This window comes from Alicycliphilus sp. T452 (assembly GCF_054512775.1).
The window spans coordinates 1-22,106 of the sequence record NZ_JBTNEH010000001.1 but is presented as its reverse complement, the minus strand read 5'-3'; the positions used below and the strand labels follow the sequence as shown (position 1 = coordinate 22,106).

Genomic DNA, 22,106 nt, shown 5'->3' with positions numbered 1-22,106 from the left:
AGTTATCGGAGTATTTGCTGTCAACAGGTCAACTACCCACCCATGCGCGGGTAATTGTCTGCAGATATTTCAAGCTGTCCGAAAGCCGGACACTCGGCGCGACATGTCGGAAAGCCGGACTGCAGCCAGCCTGCAGGCGGACGGCATCTGTGCAAGGGCATGACGTCCATGCCATTGATTCAAAAGGGATTTTCAAAAAATGCCGGGCATCGGCCTGCCCTGGCACGCACGTTGCGATGAAGTCGTCGTGGGAATTCCCACCTCATGCCTACCCATAGATAGGAGACATTCATGCAAGTGCAATCCACCGTACAGGTGATGGGCATCGATGCCGGCGGCACGATGACCGACACCTTTTTCGTCCGCGACGACGGCCGCTTCGTCGTCGGCAAGGCGCAGAGCAATCCCGGGGACGAGTCCCTGGCGATTTACAACTCGTCGGTCGACGCGCTGGACCACTGGGGCCGGACCGTGGACGACGTCTATCCCGAGCTGGCGACCTGCGTCTATTCCGGCACGGCCATGCTCAACCGCATTCTGATGCGCAAGGGGCTGGACGTGGGCCTGATCTGCAACAAGGGCTTCGAGCAGATCCACTCCATGGGCCGGGCCCTGCAGAGCTACCTGGGCTATGCCCTGGAGGACCGCATCCACCTCAACACGCACCGCTACGACGAGCCGCTCGTGCCCGTCTCGCGCACGCGTGGCGTGACCGAGCGCACCGACGTGCAGGGCAAGGTGGTCATCCCCCTGCGCGAGGAAGAGGTACGCCAGGCCACGCGCGAACTGGTGGAAGCCGGGTCGCAGGCCATCGTGATCTGCCTGCTGCAGTCCCACAAGAACGAGGCCAGCGAGCAGCGCGCCCGCGACATCGCCAGGGAGGAGCTCGCGCGGCTGAAGGCGGACATCCCGGTCTTCGCGTCGGTGGACTACTACCCGTCGCGCAAGGAAAGCCACCGTATGAACACCACCATACTGGAAGCCTATGGCGCCGAGCCCTCGCGCCAGACGCTCAAGAAGGTTTCGGACCGCTTCAGAAAGCACGGCGCCAAGTTCGACCTGCGCGTCATGGCCACGCACGGCGGCACCATCAGCTGGAAGGCCAAGGAGCTGGCGCGCACCATCGTCTCCGGGCCCATCGGCGGCGTGATCGGCTCCAGGCTGCTGGGCGAGGCGCTGGGCGACGAGAACATCGCCTGCTCGGACATCGGCGGCACCAGCTTCGACGTGGCGCTCATCACCAAGGGCAATTTCGCGATCAAGAGCGACCCGGACATGGCGCGCCTGGTGCTCTCGCTGCCGCTGGTGGCGATGGATTCGGTGGGCGCCGGCGCCGGCAGCTTCGTGCGGCTCGACCCCTACAGCAAGTCCATCAAGCTGGGGCCCGACAGCGCCGGATACCGCGTGGGTACCTGCTGGCCGGAAAGCGGCCTCGACACGGTATCGGTTTCCGACTGCCACGTGGTGCTGGGCTACCTGAACCCCGACAACTTCCTGGGCGGGGCCATCAAGCTGGACGTGCAGCGGGCGCGCGACCACATCAAGGCGCAGATCGCGGACCCGCTGGGCCTGTCGGTGGAGGATGCCGCGGCCGGCGTGATCGAGCTGCTGGACCTGACCCTGTCGGAATACCTGCGCGCCAACATCAGCGCCAAGGGCTACAACCCGGCGGAGTTCACCTGCTTCTCGTACGGCGGCGCCGGTCCGGTGCACACCTACGGCTACACCGAGGGCGTGGGCTTCAAGGACGTCGTGGTGCCCGCCTGGGCGGCCGGTTTCTCGGCCTTCGGATGCGCCTGCGCCGACTTCGAATACCGCTACGACAAGTCGGTGGACCTCGGCGTGGCCCAGCATGCGCCCGCGGCCGACAAGGCGGCTGCCTGCAAGTCATTGCAGGAAGCCTGGTCCGAGCTGGCCGTGAAGGTGGTCGACGAGTTCGTGCTCAACGGCTACAAGCCCGAGGACGTGCTGCTGATCCCCGGCTACAAGATGCAGTACATGGGGCAGCTCAACGACCTGGAAATCGTCTCCCCCGTGACGAGCGCCGCCACGGCCGCCGACTGGGACCGGATCGTCGAAACCTTCGAGGACACCTACGGACGCGTCTATGCCAACTCGGCCCGCTCGCCGGAGCTGGGCTTCTCCATCACCGGCGCCATCCTGCGCGGCATGGTCGTCACGCAAAAGCCCGTGCTGCCGGAAGACCCGGACGCCGGCCCCACGCCCCCGAAGGCCGCCTACCTGGGCACCCGCCCGTTCTACCGCCACAAGAAATGGGTCGATGCGGCGCTCTGGAAGATGGAAGGCCTCAAGGCCGGAAACCACATCGTCGGCCCCGCCATTATCGAATCGGACGCCACCACCTTCGTCGTTCCCGATGGGTTTGAAACCACCGTGGACAAGCACCGCCTGTTCCACCTCAAGGAAGTCAAGTAAGGAGACACGCCATGAACATGATGAGCAACAAAGAAGTGGGCTTTGCCGATCTGCTGAAGAACGGCCAGACCCTGAAAGAATTCCGCGACGGCATCATCGAGCGGACCCAGGCCACGGGCAGCTACAACGGCTTGACCAGGCTCGAATTCCGTGACGCCGACCCGATCGGCTACGAAAAGCTGTTCTCCAAGCTGCGCGGCGGCCTCGTGCATGCACGCGAGACGGCCAAGAAAATCGCCGCCAGCCCCATCGTGGAGCAGGAGGGCGAACTCTGCTTCACGCTCTACAACGCGGTCGGCGACTGCGTGCTGACATCGACCGGGATCATCATCCACGTCGGCACCATGGGCGCGGCGATCAAGTACATGATCGAGAACAACTGGGAGGCCAACCCCGGCATCAACCCGGGCGACATGTTCACCAACAACGATTGCAGCATCGGCAACGTCCATCCCTGCGACATCGCCACCATCGTGCCGATCTTCTGGGAGGGCCGGCTGATCGGCTGGGTGGGCGGCGTCACGCACGTCATCGACACCGGTTCGGTGACGCCGGGCTCGATGTCCACGGGACAGACCCAGCGCTTCGGCGACGGCTACATGATCACCTGCCGCAAGACCGGCGTGAACGATGAGCCATTGCGCGACTGGCTGCATGAATCCCAGCGCTCGGTGCGCACGCCGAAGTACTGGATCCTCGACGAGAAGACCCGCATCGCCGGCTGCCACATGATCCGCGACCTGGTGGAGGAAGTGATCCGCGCCGACGGCATCGAGGCCTACGAGAAGTTCGCCTACGAGGTGATCGAGGAAGGCCGCCGCGGGCTGCAAAGCCGCATCAAGGCCATGACGCTGCCGGGCAAATACCGCAAGGTGTCGTTCGTCGACGTGCCCTACAAGCACGAGGACGTGCAGGTGTCCAACGCCTTCGCCAAGCTCGATTCGATCATGCACTCGCCCTGCGAGATGACGATCCGCGCCGACGGCAAGTGGCGCCTGGACTTCGAGGGCGCAAGCCGCTGGGGCTGGCACACCTTCAACGCGCACCAGGTGGCCTTCACCTCGGGTATCTGGGTGATGATGTGCCAGACCCTGGTGCCCACGCAGCGCATCAACGACGGCGCCTACTTCGCCACCGAGTTCCGCCTGCCCAAGGGCACTTGGTGCAACCCCGACGACCGTCGCACCGGCCATGCCTATGCGTGGCACTTCCTGGTCTCGGGCTGGGCGGCGCTGTGGCGCGGCCTGTCCCAGTCCTACTTCAGCCGCGGCTACCTGGAGGAGGTCAACGCCGGCAACGCCAACACTTCCAACTGGCTGCAGGGCGGCGGCATCAACCAGGACGGCGAGATCCACGCGGTCAACAGCTTCGAGGCCAGTTCCTGCGGCACCGGCGCCTGCGCCGTGAAGGACGGCCTGAACCACGCCGCCGCCATCTGGAACCCGGAGGGCGACATGGGCGACATCGAGATCTGGGAGATGGCCGAGCCGCTGCTCTACCTGGGGCGCAACGTCAAGGCCAACTCAGGGGGCTACGGCAAGTACCGCGGCGGCTGCGGCTTCGAGACCCTGCGCATGGTCTGGAACGCCCAGGACTGGACCATGTTCTTCATGGGCAACGGCTTCATGAACAGCGACTGGGGCCTGATGGGCGGCTATCCGGCGGCCACCGGCTATCGCTTCGAGGCGCACAAGACCGGCCTGGAGCGCCGCATCGCCAACGGCGAAAGCCTGCCGCTGGGCGGCGACCTCGATCCGACCGCGCCAACCTACGAGCACAACATCGACGCCACGGCGCATGTCAAGCGCGACAAGCAATGCATGACCACGGAGGATTGCTACGACAACCACGACCTGTACCTGAACTACCTGCGTGGCGGCCCTGGCTTCGGCGATCCGATCGACCGCGATCCGAAGGCCATCGAGAAGGACCTGAACGAGAAGTTCCTGCTGCCCGAGTACGCCGGCAAGGTCTATGGCGCCGTGTTCACCCAGGACGCCAGGGGCACGTTCAAGGTCGATGCGGCCCAAACCGACGCGCGCCGCGCCGAAATCCGCAAGGAACGGCTGGCCCGCGCGGTCCCCGTGCGCGAGTGGATGCGCGGCGAGCGCGAACGCATCATCAACAAGCACGCGTCGGTCCAGGTGCAGCACATGTTCGCCACCAGCTTCGGCCTGTCGAAAAAGTTCACCAGCGAGTTCAAGGAGTTCTGGAGCCTGCCGGAAGACTGGCAATTGCTGGAGGAAGAACTTGACGTGCCGTCCTACGGTTCGAAGCACCGCATGGACCTGTCGCTGATGCCCGACGTCACGACCGTCGTGCAGGTCGAAGAGTGATTGCCACATCCAGGAGCTGAAACATGTCCACTTCTTACACCAACGAACAAGTCGCCCACCTGGTGGATGGCGCCCTCGACTGGGAAACCACCTTCCGCATGCTGTCCATGCCCAAGGACCACAGCCGCTTCGAGCAGTACCTGGCGGCCCTGCAGGCCAAGGTGCGCTTCAAGGACCGCATCATCCTGCCGCTCGGACCGCACCTGTACATCGTGCAATCGGCCAAGAACAAGCAGTGGGTCACCCAGTGCGATTGCGGCCATGTCTTCTGCGACTACCGCGAGAACTGGAAGCTGCATGCCAGCATCTACGTGCGCGACACGGAAGAGGCCATGACCGAGGTGTACCCGAAGCTGATGGCGCCCGATACCCAGTGGCAGGTGTACCGCGAGTACTACTGCCCGCAGTGCGGTGCCATGCACGACGTGGAAGCGCCAACGCCCTGGTATCCGGTCATCCATGACTTCGAGCCGGACATCGAGGCCTTCTACAAGGACTGGATGCACCTGCCGGTGCCCGAACGCGCCGCCTGAATCCGGATAGAAGCGCGCTACAGGTGGCGGTGGTGATCCACCGCCATCGCTTGCACCGTCTTTCGCGGCAGCAAGCCGGGGGTGATCACGCCCCCGGCTCCGGCACATAGACCATGGACCCATCCTTGAGCCGGTAGGCCACGCCCGCCTTGGCGCCCTGGCCTTCGCCGATTTCGCCGCTGGCCTTGTAGCGGTCGACCTTCTGGCCGTCCTTGACGATGATCTCCATGTTGTCCTTGCCGGGGTTCTTGATCACGGTCACCGATTCGCTGCTGAACGGATTGATGGAACTGTTGGCCACGGCCAGGAGCAGGGCCGCGATGATGACCAGGAACACGTCGATGAGGTTCACGACCGAGAGGATGGGGTCGTCCGCCTCCAGGTCTTCCATCAGGCGCAGGCGGCTCATTGGGCACCCTCCACGGCCATAACGGCCACGGGGTCGTGGCCGCGCGCGGGCGTGGCGGCCAGCGGCCTGTCGTGCTCTATCGCCGCCAGGTCCACGGCATACCAGCGCCGGCGCACGTTGACCACGGTGTAGCTGATGGACGCCGCGAGCAGCGCCAGGATCACCGCCGAGAAGGCCACCGTGAGGTTGCGCGAGACGTCCTGCATCTGCCCGTCGGACAGCGCCATCAGCGCCGGGCCCATGGGGATCATGGTGGCCACCAGGCCCAGCATGGGCGCGATGCGCGTGGCGATGCGGGCGAACTCCAGGCGCTTGGTGGCCAGGGCCTCGAGCTCGGTCAGCGTCAGCCTGGGATTGCGCGCCAGGGCAGCCGCCAACTCGAAACCGCCGGGCTGGCCGCCGTGGCGCTGTCAGGCCTGCCAGAGGAAGGCGCCCAGGGCGTAGAAGGCATGGACGAACAGCAGGGCGATGAGGATCAGCACGGGCATGAGGAACAGCTGGCTGGCGGAATACATCGCCGACTCGATGGGGTTGGGTGTCATGGTGTGGCTGTGGAGTTGACAAAAGGGAATGGAAAACGGCCGCGGCGGCGCTGGGCCAGCGCCCCGGCGCCGCTGATGCCCGCCAGCGCCAGAGCGAACAGGGCCGTGTCGGGGTTGAAGGGCGGCGGGCTCGCGGGCTCGACCTTGGCCAGGCGCATGCCCGTGACCACGGGCGGGGCCGGCGGCTGGGGCTCTGGTTGGGGTTCGGGCCGTGCCTGCTGCGCCTCGGCCGCCGGCATCGGCGCCTGCAGGCCATAGCCGGCCTGTGCGGCGTCGGCCGCGCCCTGGGCCACGAATTCGGCGAAGCGCGCGTTGTCGGTCCGCACGTCGAAGCGCCGCGACAGGTCGCGCCAGCGCTGTTTCAGCTCGCGCACGGTGGCGGCGTCGGCCTGCCAGTAGCCCTGGCGCGCGGCCTCCAGCATGCGCTCCATGGTCTGGGCCAGGGCGTGGGGGTTCTTTGCCTCGAACCAGTCTTTCAGGCCCAGCTGATGCTTGTCGCGCACGTAGACGTCGACCATCTCCTGCCACTGGTCGTCGCGCACGATCTCTCGCGCGGTGGCCGTCCAGCCCCAGAAGTTGTTGGTGGCGTCCAGCACCTGCAGGGTGCCGGCGTAGCCCTCCTTCATCAGGCCCTGGATGTAGCCAGGGTGGAACTGGCGCGTGGCCAGCTCCTTGGCCAGGAACTGCGCCGCGCCCTCGACCCGGCCGCTGCCCGAGCCGCGCAGGTTGCTGATGTAGAGCTCGGGCGCCTTGCCGTCCAGGTGGCGCACGGCCAGCGCGATGCCGCCCAGGTACTGGAAGGGGTCGTCGGTGGTCAGCATGCCGTAGAGGTTGGAGCTGCGCGAGAGCACCGCGCCCTCGGTGCCGCTCAGGTGCTCGGCGTAGAGGTTGACGGCCTTGCCGCCCTTGCCCGCGCCTGCCGCGGCGGCCCCGGCCACTCCGGCCCGGCCCCACTGCGACTCGTCGGGGCCGTAGGCGTACTGCATCTTGTCCAGGTACAGCCGGGCCAGCTTGCGGTCGCCCTCGGCCTTGCCCTTCCAGGTGTCGGTGGCCAGGGCCGCATCGTCCAGCCCCGTGCCGTAGCGCCCGCTCTCGGACGCGAAGATGCGCGTGGCGCCGGCCAGCTCGGCGGCCTTGGCATCGGCGCCGGCGGCCATCATCTTTTGCGCGATGCGCTGGCTGTTGGCGGCGACGGGGTTGTCGGCCTCGTCCCTGGCGCGGGACGCCAGCAGCACGGCGCGGGCCAGCTGCTGCATGACGTTGGGGAAATGGTCGCGGTACAGGCCGGTGGCCGACAGCACCACGTCCACGCGCGCGCGGCCCAGCTGCTCGCGCCCGACCAGCTTCACGCCGGTGACGCGCCCGCCCCTGTCCCACACGGGCTCCACGCCCAGCAGCCACAGTGCCTGGGCTTCGAGCATGCCGAAGTGGCGCATGGTTTCCACGGACCACAGGCTGAAGGTGAGCTTCCTGGGTAGCTTGCCGTGCAGTTTTTTGTGCTCGGCCAGCATGTTCTCCGCGGCCTGCTTGCCGGCCTCCCAGGCCTGCCTGGTGGGCACGCGCGAGGGGTCGAAGCCATAGAGGTTGCGGCCCGTGGGGTAGGCGTCGGGGCTTTTGATGGGGTCGCCGCCGTAGGAGGTGGGCAGGTATCGCCCGTCCAGCACGGCCAGCAGGCCGGGCAGCTCCCCCTGCGCGCCCAGGTTGGCATAGGCCTGGCGCGCGTCCTGCAGCGCTTTTTGCAGGTCCGGGCTCAGGCCGTCCAGGCTTTCGCCTGCGACCACGTGGCGCCGCAGCAGTTGGTAGGGTACCGTTTGCGCCAGCCTGTCCCAGGGGCCGACCAGGGCCTCGTCCAGGTCGGCGGCGGGCACGCCCGCGTGCTGCGCCGCGGCCTCCCAGAAGTTCTTGCCCAGCATGAGCAGCACGGTGCCCAGGCGGTGCAGTTCCTCGGGCGCACGGCCCAGGGTGTGCAGGCCCTGCGGCTGGGCGGTCTGCGCCAGTTCGTGCAGGTGGTTGTGCAGCTCCTGCACGAAGTCGGCGAAACGCTCCTTGGCGCGGCCTTCGGTCCAGCCCATGTCGGCGATCACGCGCTCCTTCTTCGCTGCGGCCAGCAGGTCGGCGGCCATGCGCTCGCGCACGGCGCCCTCGTCCTGCGCCTGCCACTGGTGCAGCAGGTCGTGCATCTGGGTCAGCGCGTCGTGCAGGCCGCCGGGGGCGAACGGCGGGGTCTGGTGGCTGACGATCGTTGCCCGCCCGCGGCGCTTGGCCTGGGTGGCCTCGCCGATGTTGTCCGCGATGTAGGGGTAGGCCACGGGAATGTCGCCCAGCGCCAGCAGCGGCGCGTCGTACACCGACAGGCCGCGCTCCTTGCCCGGCAGCCATTCCTGCGTGCCATGCGTGCCGTAGTGCACCAGGGCGTCGTTGTGCTGGCGCGTCCACAGGTAGGTGGCCAGGTAGTGGTGCGGCGGCAGGTCGGTGGTGGAGTGGTAGATCTCCTTTTCCTTGGCGCGCGCGTCCTGGCTGCCGGGGGCCATGCCGCTGCGGCCCGGCTGGGGCAGCAGGGTGATCTGGCCCAGCTGCAGGCGCGGGATGACGAAATAGTCCTGCCCGCGCTGGCGCATCACCCAATGGGATTTCTCGGGCGCGCCCCAGGCGCTGCGCAGCGCGTCCTGCGTGGGCTGCGGCAGGCTGGAGAGCCACGCGCGGTAGTCCTTCACCGGCAGCAGCGCGGCCAGGCCGTCCTGCAGCAGCGGCTCCAGTTCGCCGCCGCGGTAGGCCGGGGCCAGCAGGCGCTGCAGCAGGGTGATCAGGTGCATCTCGTCGGGCACCTCGGTGCGGTAGCCCGCAGCGGCCATGCCGGCCAGCGTGCTTTGCAGGCTGCGCGGCACGTTCAGGAACGAGGCCGACAGGTTCTTCTCGCCCGCCGGGTAGTTCCAGAACATCACGGCCACCTGCTTGTCGGCATTGGGCTTGCGCTGCAGCTTGACCAGGTTCAGCGCCTTGGCGGCCACGGCCGCGGCCTGGGGCGTGATGGGCATGATCTGCTCGTCGCCCTTGCGCGTGGCGGACGCGACCTGTATGTCGGTGATGCCGGCGTATTCGGCCTGCGCCATGTAGAACGGCACGTCCATGGTGGCCACGCCCTGCGGGTTGGCGGCCCAGTCGGCCTCGTCGCCGCGGCGGTAGGTCATGGCCTGGATGACCGGGATGCCCATGCGCTCGAACTCCGTGCGCCGCTCGTCGGCAAGGAGCGTGATCTGGGTGTTGATGAGCACGTCGGCCAGCACCGGCGTGCCCGGGCCGGCGGGCTGCAGCACCTTGGGAAAGCCGCCCTCGCCCATCATCGGCGTGTAGAACGGCAGGGCCACGGCGCCACCGGCCTCGATGCGCGCGACCATGTCGTCGATGTAGGCCGTCTGCATGGAGCCTATGTATTGCTGGTGCAGCGCAATGGCGACCACGGGCTTGCGCCCGGGCGCGGCCGGGTCCACGCCCTGGCCGCGCAGGTAGGCGCGCACGTCGGCCGTGACCAGACCCGGCAGGCGCGGGTGGTACACGCCCGTCTTGGGAAAGACCACCGGGTCAGGCGCCGCCGCCAGAGGGTTGCCGCCCTGGAGCTGCGCCGCCAGCGTGGCAAAGAAACCCTCATAGTTCTGCCGCCCGCCGCTGGCGTAGTAATCGATGAGGCGGCGCGCCACGGCCTCTGGCAGGCCGCCGCCCCAGGCAGGGCGCTGGTCGTACAGCCAGGCGTTGGGCGCGGCCAGGCCGGGCAGCGCGCGCACCAGGCGGTCGCGCACCTCGTCCTGCTGGTAGCTGTCGAAGAACACGGCGTCCCGCCCGCGCCACAGGCCGGCATCCACGTCGGCCGGCAGGCTGTTCAGGTAGCGCACCTCGACGGTCAGGCCGTGCGGGCGCGCGATCTCGGCGAGCTGGTGGAACTTGCCCTGCGGCACGTTGCCCGTGGCGATGAACAGCACCGAAGCGGCGCGCGCCGCGCCGGCCAGCAGGAGCAGCGCGGCGCACAGCAGCCAGCGTAGCTTGTCGTATTGAATCAAATCGGCCTCCTGCGCTTTACGGGAAAGCGCCAGCAGCTATCACTTTCGTAGTCAGAAGTCGAGGCGCGCGGTCACGAACACGCGCCGCCTCTGCTCGGCGTAGCCGAAGTTGGGCGACTTCTCGGCCAGGCGCACGTCGCCCATGTTCTCCAGCCCGGCGCGCAGGTTCAGGCTCTGCGTGGCGTTGAGCTTCCAGGCGCGGCCCACGCTGGCGTTCCACAGGGTGTAGGCGGGCAGCCGGTAGCCGGAGCTGTCCTGGCTGCCGGTGTATTGCAGGCCCAGGCGCGCATCCCAGCCGGCCGCGCGCCACGCCAGGTGGGAGGCCACGCTGGTGCTGGGCCTGTCGTTCAGGCGCTTGCCCGTGGTCTTGTCGCGCGTGCGCAGCAAGGTGGCGTCGGTGTTCCACGCGAGCTGTGGCGTGATGGCCCAGGTGAAGCCCGCCTCCAGCCCCTGGATGCGCGCGGCGTCCACGTTGTCGTACTGGTAGATGCGCCGTGGGCCGACCTGCTGCAGCAGGCGGTAGGTGATGAGATCCTTGACCTCGGTGTGGAAGGCCGTGGCGCGCAGCGACCATGCGGGGCTCGCCTGCCAGTCGGCGCCGATCTCGAACGAGTTCGACGTCTCGGGCTTGATGTCGGCATTGCCCAGGAAGGTGTGCGGGCCCTCGGCACCCACGTAGTTGGGCGATATCTGCTTGAGCGTGGGCGCCTTGAAGGCGTGGCCGAAGCCGCTCTTGACGACCAGCGCGCTGCTGGCCTCCCAGACGAGGTAGGCGCGCGGGCTCAGCTCGGAGCCGAAGATGCCGTGGTGGTCGGCGCGCAGGCCCAGCGTGGCGATCAGGTTCTTGCCCAGCGCGAACTCGTCCTGCACGAACAGGGCCTTGTGCGTCACGTCGTCGCTGCCGGTGGTGAGGCCGGCGTTCACCAGCTCCTCCTTGCGCCACTCGCCGCCCACGGTGAACTGGTGGCTTCCGAAGCGCGTGCTGGCGTGGCCGTCCACCACGTCGTCCGTCATGTCCTGCGCTCGCGTGGGCGCCACGCCGTTGGTGCGCGAGTTGCGCACGCTGAACTCGCTGCGATAGGCGCGCAGCTGCGTCTTCCAGTCGCCCACCTCGCCCCTCCAGCCCACGTGCGTCTGGCGGCGGTCCAGGTCGTAGCGGTTGAAGTAGGGCTTGGCGCCGCTCACGTCGTCGTAGAAGCGCTGCTCCTTGCCGTCGGTCACGCCGGCCTCCAGCACATGGCCGGGCGCGAGGTCGAACTCGGCGTTCAGCCCCAGGCTGCGCGGCTTGCGGCCCTCGATCTCGCTGTAGCGCGGGTCTTCCTTCTCGGGCACGGCATCGCGGTGCGCGTACTCGGCGTTGACCGACATGCGCAGCCGGTCGGTGAGCGGCCCGGCGGCGAAGACCGACGTGCCGGCCTCGCTCGCCCCGTCGCTGCCCACGGCGTGCGAGCCGGTGACGCCGACGGAGCCGATCCAGCGGTCCCTGGGCTTCTTGGAAATGATGTTCACCACGCCGCCCAGGGCCTCCGAGCCGTAGAGCGCCGACATCGGGCCGCGGATGATCTCCACGCGCTCGATGGCCGAGATCGGCAGCCAGCCGTACTGGTAGTCCGAGTGGCCGATCACGTCGTCGCTGGCGCTGATGCGCCGCCCGTCGATCAGCGTGAGGGTGTGCTTGCCCTCCAGGCCGCGCAGGGCGAGCGTCTTGCGCCCGCCCACCTGGCGCGCGCTCAGGGTGATGCCGGGCGCGCCGCGCACGGCGTCCAGCAGGTCGGCTGCATTGCGCTCGGCCAGGTCCTGGGCGGTGATGACGGTGACGCTGGCCGGCGCGGTGCGCGCGTCCTGCTCGGTCAGCGTGGCCGTGACCGTGACGGCAGGCAGCGGCGCGGCAGCCACGACTTCGGCGCGTGCGCCGCCGGCCAGGCACAGCAGCGCGGCAGTGGCGGCCGCGGCCAGGGGATGCAGGCGGCAGTGCCCGCGCAAGGCAAAGGAATGTGTGAGAAGCATGAGCGTCCTGGCAAAAGACCGCGATGGCTGGACGCTGGCATGCAAGGGCTTGCGCGGGGCTGGGCGGAAGGGTTGGTGATAGATGACAAGCACCATCCCGGCGGCCGCCAACCGAAAGCGCCTGTGGAATCAGGAGCAGACGCCACGCGGCACGCATGTACGGAATGCAAACTTGTTAATGCGAATTATAGTTATTCGTAACCGCAATTCTTTAACCTGTGACAAAACGAAGGGCGGATGCGGCGCATCCGCCGCTCCGCCGCCGGGTTTTGTCGCGGCCGTGCAACACAGCGGCAAACCAGCGGGCCCGCCGCGCACCGCCCCGCCCTGGCTACGGCGCGGGGCCGTCGCAGCCGTCGCGCCCGTCCGTGCGCGGGCGCCACAGGCCCGGGCCCACGCGCCACAGCAGCACGCCATAGGCCAGCAACCACAGCGCCGCCGCGGCGGCCAGGGCGATGCCGCCCCAGCCCAGCACGGCCGCCGCCGCGCGCAGCGCCGTGGCGGCCAGAATCAGCGCGCCGCCCAGCGGCACCCACGGACCGGGGTCGGGCAGCAGGCCGGCGTGCGCGCGCCCGGCGATGGCGATCACCACGAACACGCCCAGCCCCACCGCGCCCGCGCCCAGCAGGTGCCAGCCCGCGCCGGTGCCCGGCAGCGCGCCCAGGTACGCCAGCCCCAGCGCCCCATAGCCCAGCGCCATGCACGCGTACATGGCGTACAGCAGCAGCGGAAAGCGCCTGCGCCACAGCGCCGGGCCCACGTGCCAGTCGCTCATCAGATGGAAGGCGGCGGCGGCGGCGGCCAGCGCCAGCCAGCCCGCCAGGGCGCTGCCCGGCCGCACGAACTGCGCGAGCGTGGCCAACGCGATGCACAGCGCCGCCAGGTGGCGCTTCGGCGGCCGCGCAAGGTACGGCGGCGCGCCCGGCGTGACCTGCTCGATGGCGCGGTTGACCATGCGCATGGAGATGCGGCTCGCGGCCACCACGATCAGCAGCATGAGTACGCCCAGCGTGGCGTGCAGCCAGCGCAGGCCCGGCGCGCCGCCGAGCGCGTCGGCGTAGAAGCCCAGCGCCATGCCCGCCAGCGCCAGCAGCGCCCAGCCGAACGAGGCGTGCGCGCGGCCCGCCGGCGAGCGCAGCGCCCGCGCCAGCACCGCCGCCACGGCCAGGGGCAGCGCCACCTGCGCCGCGCCCGCCAGCCACAGCGCCGCGGCGCCGGCCCAGCCCGAGGCCCAGAAGCCCGCGCGCGCGAGCAGCCACAGCAGCACCAGCGCCCGCAGCTGCCCGCGCGAGGCGCCCGCCTCGCCCGTGAACTCGGGCAGCGCCGTCAGCGCGAAGCCGGCCACGCCGGCCATGGCGAAGCCGAACACCAGTTCGTGCACATGCCAGACGATCGGCCCGCCCGCCACCGGGGGTGGCGGCAGGCCCGCGCCCAGCGCCAGGCCCCACAGGCCGAGCAGCCCGAGGGCCGAGACCATGGCCAGCAAAAAGAACGGGCGCATGCCGCACATCCAGACCGGATGGGCGCGGCGCAAAGGGTTGCGTGGGGTTTGCATTTCAAAAAAGGGAGCTGCCAGCGCTTTTCCAGCAAGCCATAGAGGCATTTTTCATCGATATTCTTGTTCAGCAGCCATGGCTGGCGCGGGGCGCCGTGCAGCGCGGTGCCTGGAGCCACGCGCCCCCGCCCTCCTCGGCGGGCAGGGCGCCGGCGGCGTCCGGGGCGTCCTGCTCCGGCAGGCCGAACGCGGCGCGCACCTCGGGGTGCTGCAGGAGCTGCGCCGCGCAGCGGTGCACCAGGGCCTCGCCGCGCGCGCTCGCCTCGCCCGGCGGCCGGTAGCGCGCGATGATGCGCCCGGGCGCGGCGGCCAGCACCAGCACCTCGTCGGCCAGGCGCACGGCCTCCATCAGGTCGTGGGTGATCAACAGCACGGCCATGCCCGACTGCGCCTGACGCGCCAGCAGCAGCTGGTGCAGCTGCCCGCGCAGGCCCACGTCGAGCGCGGAGAACGGCTCGTCCATCAGCAGCAGCGCCGGCTCCAGCACCAGCGCGCGCGCCAGCGCGGCGCGGCTCTGCATGCCGCCCGACAGCTCCGCCGGGTATTGCGCGAGCGACGCCTCGGGCAGGCCCAGCGCCAGCGCCGCCGCGCGCGCGCGCTCGCGGCGCTGCGCGCGCGGCACGCCCTGCGCCTTCAGGCCCAGGGCGATGTTGTCCAGCGTGGCCATCCAGGGCAGCAGGCGCGGCTGCTGGAACATGACGGCCACGGGCGCACCGGGCCGTTCGATGCGCCCCTGCTGCGGCGCGAGCAGCCCCGCGCACAGGTGCAGCAGCGTGGTCTTGCCGCAGCCCGACGGGCCCACGAGCGCGGCGATGCGCCCGGCGGGCAGGTCCAGGTCTATGTCCTGCAGCACGGCCGTGGGCCCGTAGGCATGGTGCAGGCCGCGCACTTGCAGCAACGGCAGTGGGGTAGCGGGCGGGGTCGTCATGGGGTTTTCTCGTGTGCTTTCGTTCAAGCCGCGGGCGGCGCGCCGCCGGCGCTGCGCCAACGCTCCAGCTCGCGCTTGACGGGCTCCAGCAGCGCGTACTCCAGCACCAGCAGGCTGCCCACCACGGCGCAGATCCAGGCGAGCGACGCGCTCGTGTCCAGGTGCGAGCGCGTGACGGCCAGCGCCGCGCCCACGCCGTCGCTGGTGGCCAGCAGCTCGGCCATCACGGCCACCTTCCAGGACGAGCCTAGCGCCGTGATCCACGCGGGGAACAGGTAGGCCGCCACGTGCGGCAGGTACAGGTCGAACAGGCGCATGCGCCACGGCAGGCGGTAGGCGCGCGCCATGTCCTTGAGGTGGTGGTCCAGCGTGCGCGTGCCCTGCAACGCGCCGATGAAGACCACCGGCAGGCAGGCCACGAACACGGTGAACACGGGCGTGCCGTCGCCCGCGCCGAACCACAGCATGGCCAGCACCAGCCAGGCGATGGGCGGCATGCCCAGCAGCAGCGTGACCCAGGGCCGCGCCATCATCGAGGCCGTCATCGACAGGCCCGCCAGCAGCCCCAGCGCGCTGCCCACGCCGGCCGCGAGCAGCAGGCCCGTGAGCGCGCGCCGCGCGGTGATGGCGAGCTCGGGCCAGGCCTCGCCGGCGCGCACCAGGCCGCGCAGCGTGGCCAGCGTGTCCAGCGGCGTGGGCAGGATCAGCGGGCCGTACAGCCCCGCACCCAGCTCCCACAGCGCCACGAACAGCAGCAGGCTGGCCGCCGCGCCCCAGCCGCTCCACAGGTAGGCGGGCATGCCGCGCAGCAGGCGCCAGAGCAGCTTCATGGCGCGTGGAAGAACTTGTCGTCGGGCAGCTTGCCGCCGAGCAGCGCCGGGTCGCGCGCGAACAGCTGCTGGAAGAAGAAGTCGATCTCGGCGCGCGCGCGCTGCGCGGGCACGGCGTCGAGCTGGCTGGTGGCGACGGCGTCCGCCACCGCCTCGGGCGTGAGCAGGTCCATGCGCGCTGCCACCATGCGGCCGCACTCCAGCGGATTGGCACGGCACCAGGCGACGGAGCGCGCATAGGCCTCGGCGACGGCAGCGAGCACCGCGGGCTGCGCGCGCACCGCGCCCACGGCGGCGATGCCGGCCTGCGGGATGCGCGGCGCGCGCTGGAACACGCGGCCCCATTCCTGCTGCAGGTCGGCGCCGCGGTGCAGCTCGGGGGCGATCAGGCCCACGGGGAAGGACTGCGTCTTGCGCAGCGCCATCGACACGGCGGGCTCGGCCAGCAGCGCGTGGCGCACGCGGCGCGTGATGAGCAGCTGCATGGCCTCCATGGGCGTGGGCACGTAGCGCACGCGGAAGTCGCGCCGCGCGTCCAGGCCCTGCTTGGCGGCCAGTAGCTGCAGCATCAGGTCGGGCATGTCGCCGCGGAACGGCACGGCGATCTCCTCGCCGCGGAAGTCGGCCAGCGTGCGGCGCGCGCCGTCGCGCGTGACGATCCACAGCGCGCCCCAGGTGGAGATGTTGAGCAGCGTCACGCCCGCGCCGCGGTTGTAGAGGTTGGCCGCCACGTTGCTCGGCATGGCCAGCACGTCGGCCTTGCCGCCCAGGGCCATCACGCGCAGCTGGTCGGGGTCGCGCCAGGACGTGAACCCGGTCTGCGCGGCCACGGCCGCGAGCGCGTTCGTCTCGGCCATGTGGATGAGCGGCGCCGAGACGATGGCCGGCGGGCCGGAGAGCACGATGCGCGGCAGCGGCGCGGCGGCGGCGCGCACCGCCGGCAGGCCGCCGAGGGCCAGCGCGCCGGCCGCGCGCAGCGCCGCGCGGCGGTTCAGGCAGGAAAAGGATGGCATGTCAGAACTTGTAGGCTACCCCGGCCGCCACGTTGCGGCCCAGCCCCGGCAGGTAGCCCGGCTGCGCGGCCGTGGCCTGGTTGCGGATGGCGTAGCTGCTGGCGTAGCGCCGGTCGGTCACATTGTCGGCCAGCAGGTAGGCGGTCCAGGGACCGCTCCTCCATTCGAGCTTGAAGCCCAGCAGCGCGTAGGCGTCCTGCTCGCTGCCGGCGGTGTTGGCATGGTCGGTGGGCGTGTCCGTGGGCATCCAGCGCAGGCTGGGGCCCACGCGCCAGGTGCCGGAGCCGGTGGCCACGCGCCACAGCACCTCGGCGTTGATCAGGTGGCGCGGCACGCCGGCGATGCGGTTGCCGGCGTAGATGCCTTCCTTGAAGCGGAAGTCGCTGTAGGTCCACGAGCCGCGCCACTCCAGCCCCCCGGCCGCGCCCAGCGGCCAGTTGCCCGACAGGCCCGCCTCCACGCCCTGGTGGCGCGTGCCGCCGGCGTAGTTGTAGGTGCCGACCTTGATGCCGCTCTCGTCGGTGGTGCTCATGAGCTCGTCGGCCACCTGGCTGCGGTAGACGGCCAGCTGCCAGTGCAGCGCCCGCGTTCCCTCGCCCCAGCGGCCCTGGCCGCCCACCTCGAACGTGGTGGCGCGCTGGAGCTTCAGGCGCACCAGCTCGCTGCTGGCGGCGGCCGGGGCGTTGGGCGCCACGTTGGCGGCGACGATCTCCCAGAACGTGGGCGCCTCCTGGCTGCGGCTCAGGTTGGCCCACCAGCGCACGGTGGGCGCGGGCGTCCAGTTCACGCCGATCTTGGGCGTGGAGAAGGTCCACTGCTGGTCCAGCGCGCGGCCGTCCAGGCGGCTGGCGGCATCGCGCGACTGGCGGCTCCAGCCCCACTGGCCCACGAGCGTCCAGGCGGGCGCCAGGCGCCAGTCGGCGCCCAACTGCGCCTGCAGGTTGTCGGCCGTGAGGTCGTAGGCGCCGAAGCGCTGCATCTGCGTGCCGTTGGCGGGGTTGGTCGCGTCCAGGTCGCGGTCCATGCTGCTGCGCGACCAGCCGAGCGCCGCGCGCCAGGCGAGCGGCCCGCCCGCCCCGCCGCTGGCCTGCCACTGGGCGCCCGTGGTGCGGCTGTGGGTGATGGTGTAGCTGGTCTGGTTGTTGAACAGGTCGTCCGTGTCCTGCCAGTACACGCCCAGCTCCTGGCGCAGCGCGTCGCTGCCCCAGCGCGAGCGGTTGGCCAGGCGCAGCTGCGTGGCCTCGCGGCGCGGGTCGCGCCTGTAGACGTTGAGCAGCTGGTCCTGCGGCGTGTTGCCGTCGCCCATCACGCCGCGCGGGTTGGTGCGCACGCGGTCCTTGGGCACCACGGTGGGGATGTCGAAGTCCAGGTCGGTCCACGAGAGGTAGGTGCGGTTCTCGAACCCGCCCGCGCCCTGGAAGCCCAGGTTGGCGTGCAGCGCCTCGCGCTGCGAGGCGGAGTGGTGGCGGTAGCCGTCGAAGCGGTCGCCGCTCACGCTGATGCGCCCGTCCCACTGCGCGCCCTGCAGGCCGACGGCGCCCTGCAGCGCCTTGCGGCCGAAGCTGCCGGCCTCGGCGCGCACGCTGCCGCGCTCGTCGGCGCCCGTGAGCGACTGGAAGTCCACCTCGCCGCCCAGCGTGGTGGCGCCCGGCGTAAGCGTGTTGGCGCCGCGGCGCGCGCTGATGAGCGCGGCGTTGCGCGGCTCGATCAGGCCGATGATGAAGGAGCCGTCGGCCTCGTTGAGCGGCATGCCGTCCTGCAGCAGCAGCACGCCGCGGTTGAGCGGGTTGCTCTGGATGCCCGAGCCGCGGATCGACAGGCGCGGCTGGTCGGTGGCGCCGAAGAAGTCCTGGATCACGATGCCGGGCTGGTAGTCGAGCGCGTCGCGCAGCGTGGCCAGGCGGGACTCCTGCTGCGGCAAGGCCAGGTTGGTGCCGCCGGGCACGCGCTCCAGGCGCTCGCGCTCGGCCTGCGCCGAGGGGCGCAGCGGCGCCGTGCCCTCGCCCGCGCCATCGGCGCGCACGGTGACGGCAGGCAGCTCGGCGGCAGGCTGCTGCGCATGCGCCGGCAACGCCAGCAGCGCCAGCGCACACGCCATGGAATGCGCCAGCACACGGGCCGGCAGCGGGCAGACGGAGGTCGGGACAGAGGTCATGCTGTGACTTGAAATTAAAATGAATGGGATTTATTCGTATTCGCACAGCATGCCAGCACTGAAGGGGAATGCGGAATGACTTTTATCAACGTGCCCGCCGATCGTGTCGCGGCCGCGGACCGCGCCCGCGTACAGGCGCTGCTGGCCGCCAATCCCCTGCTGAGCGGCGCGCCGGAGGCGGCGCTGGCCGAGCTGGCGCAGCACGCGCGGCTGCGCAGCCATGGCGACGGGCAGACGCTGTTCTTCGAGGGCGATGCGGCCAGCCACTGCCTGCTGGTGGAGCGCGGTGCGGTCGAGGTGCTGCGCTTTGCCGCCTGCGGCAACGAACGCATGCTGCACCGCTTCGAGGCCGGCGACCTGGTGGCCGAGGCGGCCATGTTCATGCCCCACGGCCGGTACCCCATGACGGCGCGCGCAGCGGGCCCCACGCACGTGTGGCGCCTGCCGCGCGCGGCCGTGCGTGCCGCGTGCGAGCGCCACCCGGCGCTGGCGCTGCAGCTGCTCGAAGCCCTGAGCCTGCGCCTGTACCGGCGCGTGAACGAGGTGGACTGGCTCACCCGCAGCAATACCCCGCAGCGCCTGGCCACCTATGTGCTGGCACTGGCCGGCCACCAGGGAGAGCGCATCGAGCTGCCCACCAGCCAGCGCCAGCTGGCCGCCCGCCTGGGCGTGCGCGCAGAGACGCTCAGCCGCCTGCTCGCGCAGTGGCAGGCCAGGGGCTGGATCCGCGGGGAGAGCCGCAGCTGGCGCCTGTGCGACAGCAACGCGCTGCGGCGGCTGGTGCCTCCGGGGGCCGACCCGTTCTGACTCCCCCCGGCGGGCGCCGATAATGCCCGCCATGGAGCCCCTGCGCCGCACCCGCCACCTGGCCCGCCTGCTGCTGGCCTGCTTTGCCGTGGCGCTGGGCGTGGCGATGCTGTCCCCGCTGGTGCATGCCAGGGGCATGGAACGGGTCTGCAGCGCCACGGACGGCCCGCGCTGGGTAGCCAAGGGCGGCAACGACTCCGCCGCGGATGCGCATGCGCATGGGCTGGAATGCGCGCTGTGCCTGCCGTCCATGCTGCCCCCTGCCACGGTGCAGGCCCCGGCAACCCCCCGGGAGCTGGCGCCCTGCACCGCGCCGCCGCCGCGCCAGGCCCATGTGCCGCCGCTGAGCCGCGCGCCGTTTCCGCCGCGCGCCCCGCCCGTTCCGGTCTGAACCACCACGCCTCTCAGTCGCCGCCGCACGCGGCGGCCCTTCGATTTTTTGATGTCAGGAATTTCCCATGCAAACCAAGCAACTCACCCCCCGCCTGGCGCTCGCCGCCGCCCTGCTGCTGTCCGGCCTGGCCCATGCCCAGGTCGGCGTGCAGGACGCCTGGGTCCGCGCCACCGTGCCCCAGCAAAAGGCCACGGGCGCCTTCATGCGGCTGACGGCCGCGCAGGACATGCGCCTGGTCGGCGCCAGCAGCCCCGTGGCGGGCGTGACCGAGGTGCACGAGATGAAGCTCGTGGACAACGTCATGAAGATGCGCGCCATCCCCGCGCTGGACCTGCCGGCCGGCCAGGCCGTGGAGCTCAAGCCCGGCGGCTACCACATCATGCTGCTGGACCTGAAGCAGCCCGTGGTCCAGGGCGGCACCGTGCCGCTGACCCTGGTCTTCGAGGGCAAGGACGGCCAGCGCCAGACGCAGGAACTGCAGGCCCCCGTGCGCGCCCTGGGCGCCGCGGCCGCCCCGGCCACGGGGCATGGCAAGCACGGCCACTGATCGTACCCACCCCACGCCCCATGGCCACAGGTGTGGATTTTTGGGTGTTTTATGGCTCCAGCGCTTTCCCATGAAGCGCTGGCAGCTATCAAAAGAGTAGTTCCCGCCACACAGGCCAAGGCGGCTTGACCCATAATCGAGCGCTTTGCCCGGCGCCCGCGCCGCGCGCCCTGCTCCGCCTGCCACCATGCATCCTCACGCCCCCGACCTCTGGCGCGGCCCGCGCTGGGCCCTCGCCATCCTGCTGGCATTGCTGGGCATGGTGGGGCCGTTCTCCATCGACACCTACCTGCCCGCCTTCCCGGCCATCAGCCAGGCCCTGGCCGCCACGCCGGTGCAGATGCAGCAGACGCTGTCGGCCTACCTGTTCGCCTTCGCCTTCATGACGCTGTTCCACGGCGCGCTGTCGGACAGCTTCGGCCGCCGCCCCGTGGTGCTGTGGGGGCTGGCGGTGTTCACGCTGGCCTCGATGGGCTGCGCGCTGTCGCAGAGCATCGGCCAGCTGGTGGTCTTCCGGGCGCTGCAGGGGCTGTCGGCGGGCGCGGGCATCGTGGTGTCGCGCGCGGTGATCCGCGACATCTTCCCGCCGACCCAGGCCCAGCGGGTGATGAGCCAGGTGACCATCTTCTTCGGCGTGGCGCCGGCCATCGCGCCCATGGTGGGCGGCTGGCTGTCGGTGCACCTGGGCTGGCACAGCGTGTTCTGGTTCCTGACCGGCGTGGGCATGCTCCTGTGGCTGGCCAACTGGCGGCTGCTGCCCGAGTCGCTGCCGCCGCAGGGCCGCCAGAGCCTGCACCTGGGCCATCTGCTGCGCGGCTACTGGGAGCTGGGCACCAGCCCGCGCTTCCTGCTGCTGGCGCTGGCCAGCGGCGTGCCGTTCAACGGCATGTTCCTGTACGTGCTGTCGGCGCCGGCCTTCCTGGGCGACCTGCTGGGCCTGGCGCCCACGCAGTTCTTCTGGTTCTTCCTGACCACCATCTCCGGCATCATGGGCGGCGCCTGGGTGAGCGGACGGCTGGCGGGCCGCATCCCTCCGAAGCGCCAGATCCGCCACGGCTTCGTGATCATGCTGGCCATGGGTCTCCTGAACCTGGGCTCCAACCTGCTGTTCACGGCCCACGCCGCGTGGGCAATGTGGCCCATCGGCATCTTCTCGTTCGGCTGGGCGCTGATGGTTCCCGTGGTCACGCTGCTGGTGCTGGACCTGTACCCGCAGCGCCGCGGCATGGCCTCGTCGCTGCAGGCCTTCGTGGGCTCCACGGCCAACGGGCTGGTGGCGGGCGTGGTGGCGCCGCTGGTCATGCATTCCACGGTGCTGCTGGCCACGGCGTCGCTGCTGATGATGGGCGTGGGCCTGCTGTCGTGGGCCTACCTGCACCACCGCTGGCCCGAGATCGGGCGCACGGCGGCGCATTCGTGAGCGCCGGCCGGGTTTAGAGCGGCTAACAAAACCATGTCATCGTGAAGCACCTGATCGGCGTTTGACGCTGCATGGGTCGAAACAAGAACAAAGAGATCAGCGCCGCGCTGTTCAAGAAGGTCGCGCCGCTGTTGCCAGTAGT

Annotated in this window: 17 protein-coding genes; 7 read left to right on the top strand and 10 right to left on the bottom strand. The window is 70.2% G+C overall.

Annotated features, from left to right (window positions below):
* Window positions 1-291 precede the first annotated feature (291 nt).
* Genes ACX12L_RS00085 through ACX12L_RS00075 form a run of 3 tightly spaced genes read left to right on the top strand, consistent with a single transcriptional unit; the run spans window position 292 to window position 5,305 of the window.
* Complete coding sequence (locus ACX12L_RS00085; RefSeq protein WP_459260695.1) at window positions 292-2,436, top strand: hydantoinase/oxoprolinase family protein; 2,145 nt, start codon at window positions 292-294, stop codon at window positions 2,434-2,436.
* An 11-nt stretch (window positions 2,437-2,447) separates the two neighbouring features.
* Window positions 2,448-4,772 (top strand): hydantoinase B/oxoprolinase family protein, encoded by a 2,325-nt coding sequence (locus ACX12L_RS00080; RefSeq protein WP_459260694.1) that lies wholly within the window; start codon window positions 2,448-2,450, stop codon window positions 4,770-4,772.
* A 23-nt stretch (window positions 4,773-4,795) separates the two neighbouring features.
* Complete coding sequence (locus ACX12L_RS00075) at window positions 4,796-5,305, top strand: acetone carboxylase subunit gamma (protein ID WP_459260693.1); 510 nt, start codon at window positions 4,796-4,798, stop codon at window positions 5,303-5,305.
* 85 nt (window positions 5,306-5,390) lie between these two features.
* On the opposite strand, the gene ACX12L_RS00070 is transcribed toward ACX12L_RS00075, so the two are convergent.
* The 10 genes from ACX12L_RS00070 to ACX12L_RS00025 all read right to left on the bottom strand — a co-directional run bounded on the left by ACX12L_RS00070 (window position 5,391) and on the right by ACX12L_RS00025 (window position 18,796).
* Window positions 5,391-5,714: a DUF2149 domain-containing protein gene (locus ACX12L_RS00070; protein WP_459260691.1), complete on the bottom strand. Its 324-nt coding sequence runs from the start codon at window positions 5,712-5,714 to the stop codon at window positions 5,391-5,393.
* A complete protein-coding gene (locus ACX12L_RS00065) occupies window positions 5,711-6,091 on the bottom strand; it encodes a MotA/TolQ/ExbB proton channel family protein (RefSeq protein ID WP_459260690.1) in 381 nt (126 codons plus the stop codon). Before ACX12L_RS00065 ends, ACX12L_RS00070 begins: the two co-directional genes overlap by 4 nt.
* A 33-nt stretch (window positions 6,092-6,124) precedes the next feature.
* The gene (locus ACX12L_RS00060; protein ID WP_459260689.1) at window positions 6,125-6,256 is read right to left on the bottom strand and encodes a hypothetical protein; all 132 of its coding nucleotides are present in this window, start codon (window positions 6,254-6,256) and stop codon (window positions 6,125-6,127) included.
* Window positions 6,253-10,308, bottom strand: a complete 4,056-nt coding sequence (gene cobN / locus ACX12L_RS00055; protein WP_459260688.1) for a cobaltochelatase subunit CobN — start codon at window positions 10,306-10,308, stop codon at window positions 6,253-6,255. Before cobN ends, ACX12L_RS00060 begins: the two co-directional genes overlap by 4 nt.
* Before the next feature lie 51 nt (window positions 10,309-10,359).
* On the bottom strand, window positions 10,360-12,315 hold the full coding sequence (locus ACX12L_RS00050) for a TonB-dependent receptor plug domain-containing protein (RefSeq protein WP_459260687.1): 1,956 nt from the start codon (window positions 12,313-12,315) through the stop codon (window positions 10,360-10,362).
* Window positions 12,316-12,646: 331 nt separating this feature from the next.
* Entirely contained in the window at window positions 12,647-13,870 is a 1,224-nt protein-coding gene (locus ACX12L_RS00045) for an NnrS family protein (RefSeq protein WP_459260686.1), read from the bottom strand.
* A gap of 67 nt (window positions 13,871-13,937) precedes the next feature.
* A complete protein-coding gene (locus tag ACX12L_RS00040; RefSeq protein ID WP_459260685.1) occupies window positions 13,938-14,798 on the bottom strand; it encodes an ABC transporter ATP-binding protein in 861 nt (286 codons plus the stop codon).
* 23 nt (window positions 14,799-14,821) lie between these two features.
* Window positions 14,822-15,628, bottom strand: a complete 807-nt coding sequence (locus ACX12L_RS00035; RefSeq protein ID WP_459260684.1) for an ABC transporter permease — start codon at window positions 15,626-15,628, stop codon at window positions 14,822-14,824.
* Window positions 15,625-16,641 carry an ABC transporter substrate-binding protein gene (locus ACX12L_RS00030; RefSeq protein WP_459260683.1) on the bottom strand — a complete coding sequence of 339 codons (1,017 nt, stop codon included), beginning with the start codon at window positions 16,639-16,641 and terminating at the stop codon, window positions 15,625-15,627. Before ACX12L_RS00030 ends, ACX12L_RS00035 begins: the two co-directional genes overlap by 4 nt.
* 1 nt (window position 16,642) lies before the next feature.
* Entirely contained in the window at window positions 16,643-18,796 is a 2,154-nt protein-coding gene (locus tag ACX12L_RS00025) for a TonB-dependent receptor family protein (RefSeq protein WP_459260682.1), read from the bottom strand.
* A 75-nt stretch (window positions 18,797-18,871) separates the two neighbouring features.
* On the opposite strand from ACX12L_RS00025, the gene ACX12L_RS00020 reads away from it, so the two are divergent.
* The 4 genes from ACX12L_RS00020 to ACX12L_RS00005 all read left to right on the top strand — a co-directional run bounded on the left by ACX12L_RS00020 (window position 18,872) and on the right by ACX12L_RS00005 (window position 21,964).
* The gene (locus ACX12L_RS00020) at window positions 18,872-19,603 is read left to right on the top strand and encodes a Crp/Fnr family transcriptional regulator (protein WP_459260681.1); all 732 of its coding nucleotides are present in this window, start codon (window positions 18,872-18,874) and stop codon (window positions 19,601-19,603) included.
* 31 nt (window positions 19,604-19,634) lie between these two features.
* Entirely contained in the window at window positions 19,635-19,994 is a 360-nt protein-coding gene (locus ACX12L_RS00015) for a DUF2946 family protein (RefSeq protein WP_459260680.1), read from the top strand.
* Between the two features lie 67 nt (window positions 19,995-20,061).
* On the top strand, window positions 20,062-20,544 hold the full coding sequence (locus tag ACX12L_RS00010) for a copper chaperone PCu(A)C (protein WP_459260679.1): 483 nt from the start codon (window positions 20,062-20,064) through the stop codon (window positions 20,542-20,544).
* 187 nt (window positions 20,545-20,731) lie between these two features.
* A complete protein-coding gene (locus ACX12L_RS00005) occupies window positions 20,732-21,964 on the top strand; it encodes a multidrug effflux MFS transporter (RefSeq protein ID WP_459260678.1) in 1,233 nt (410 codons plus the stop codon).
* Window positions 21,965-22,106 lie beyond the last annotated feature (142 nt).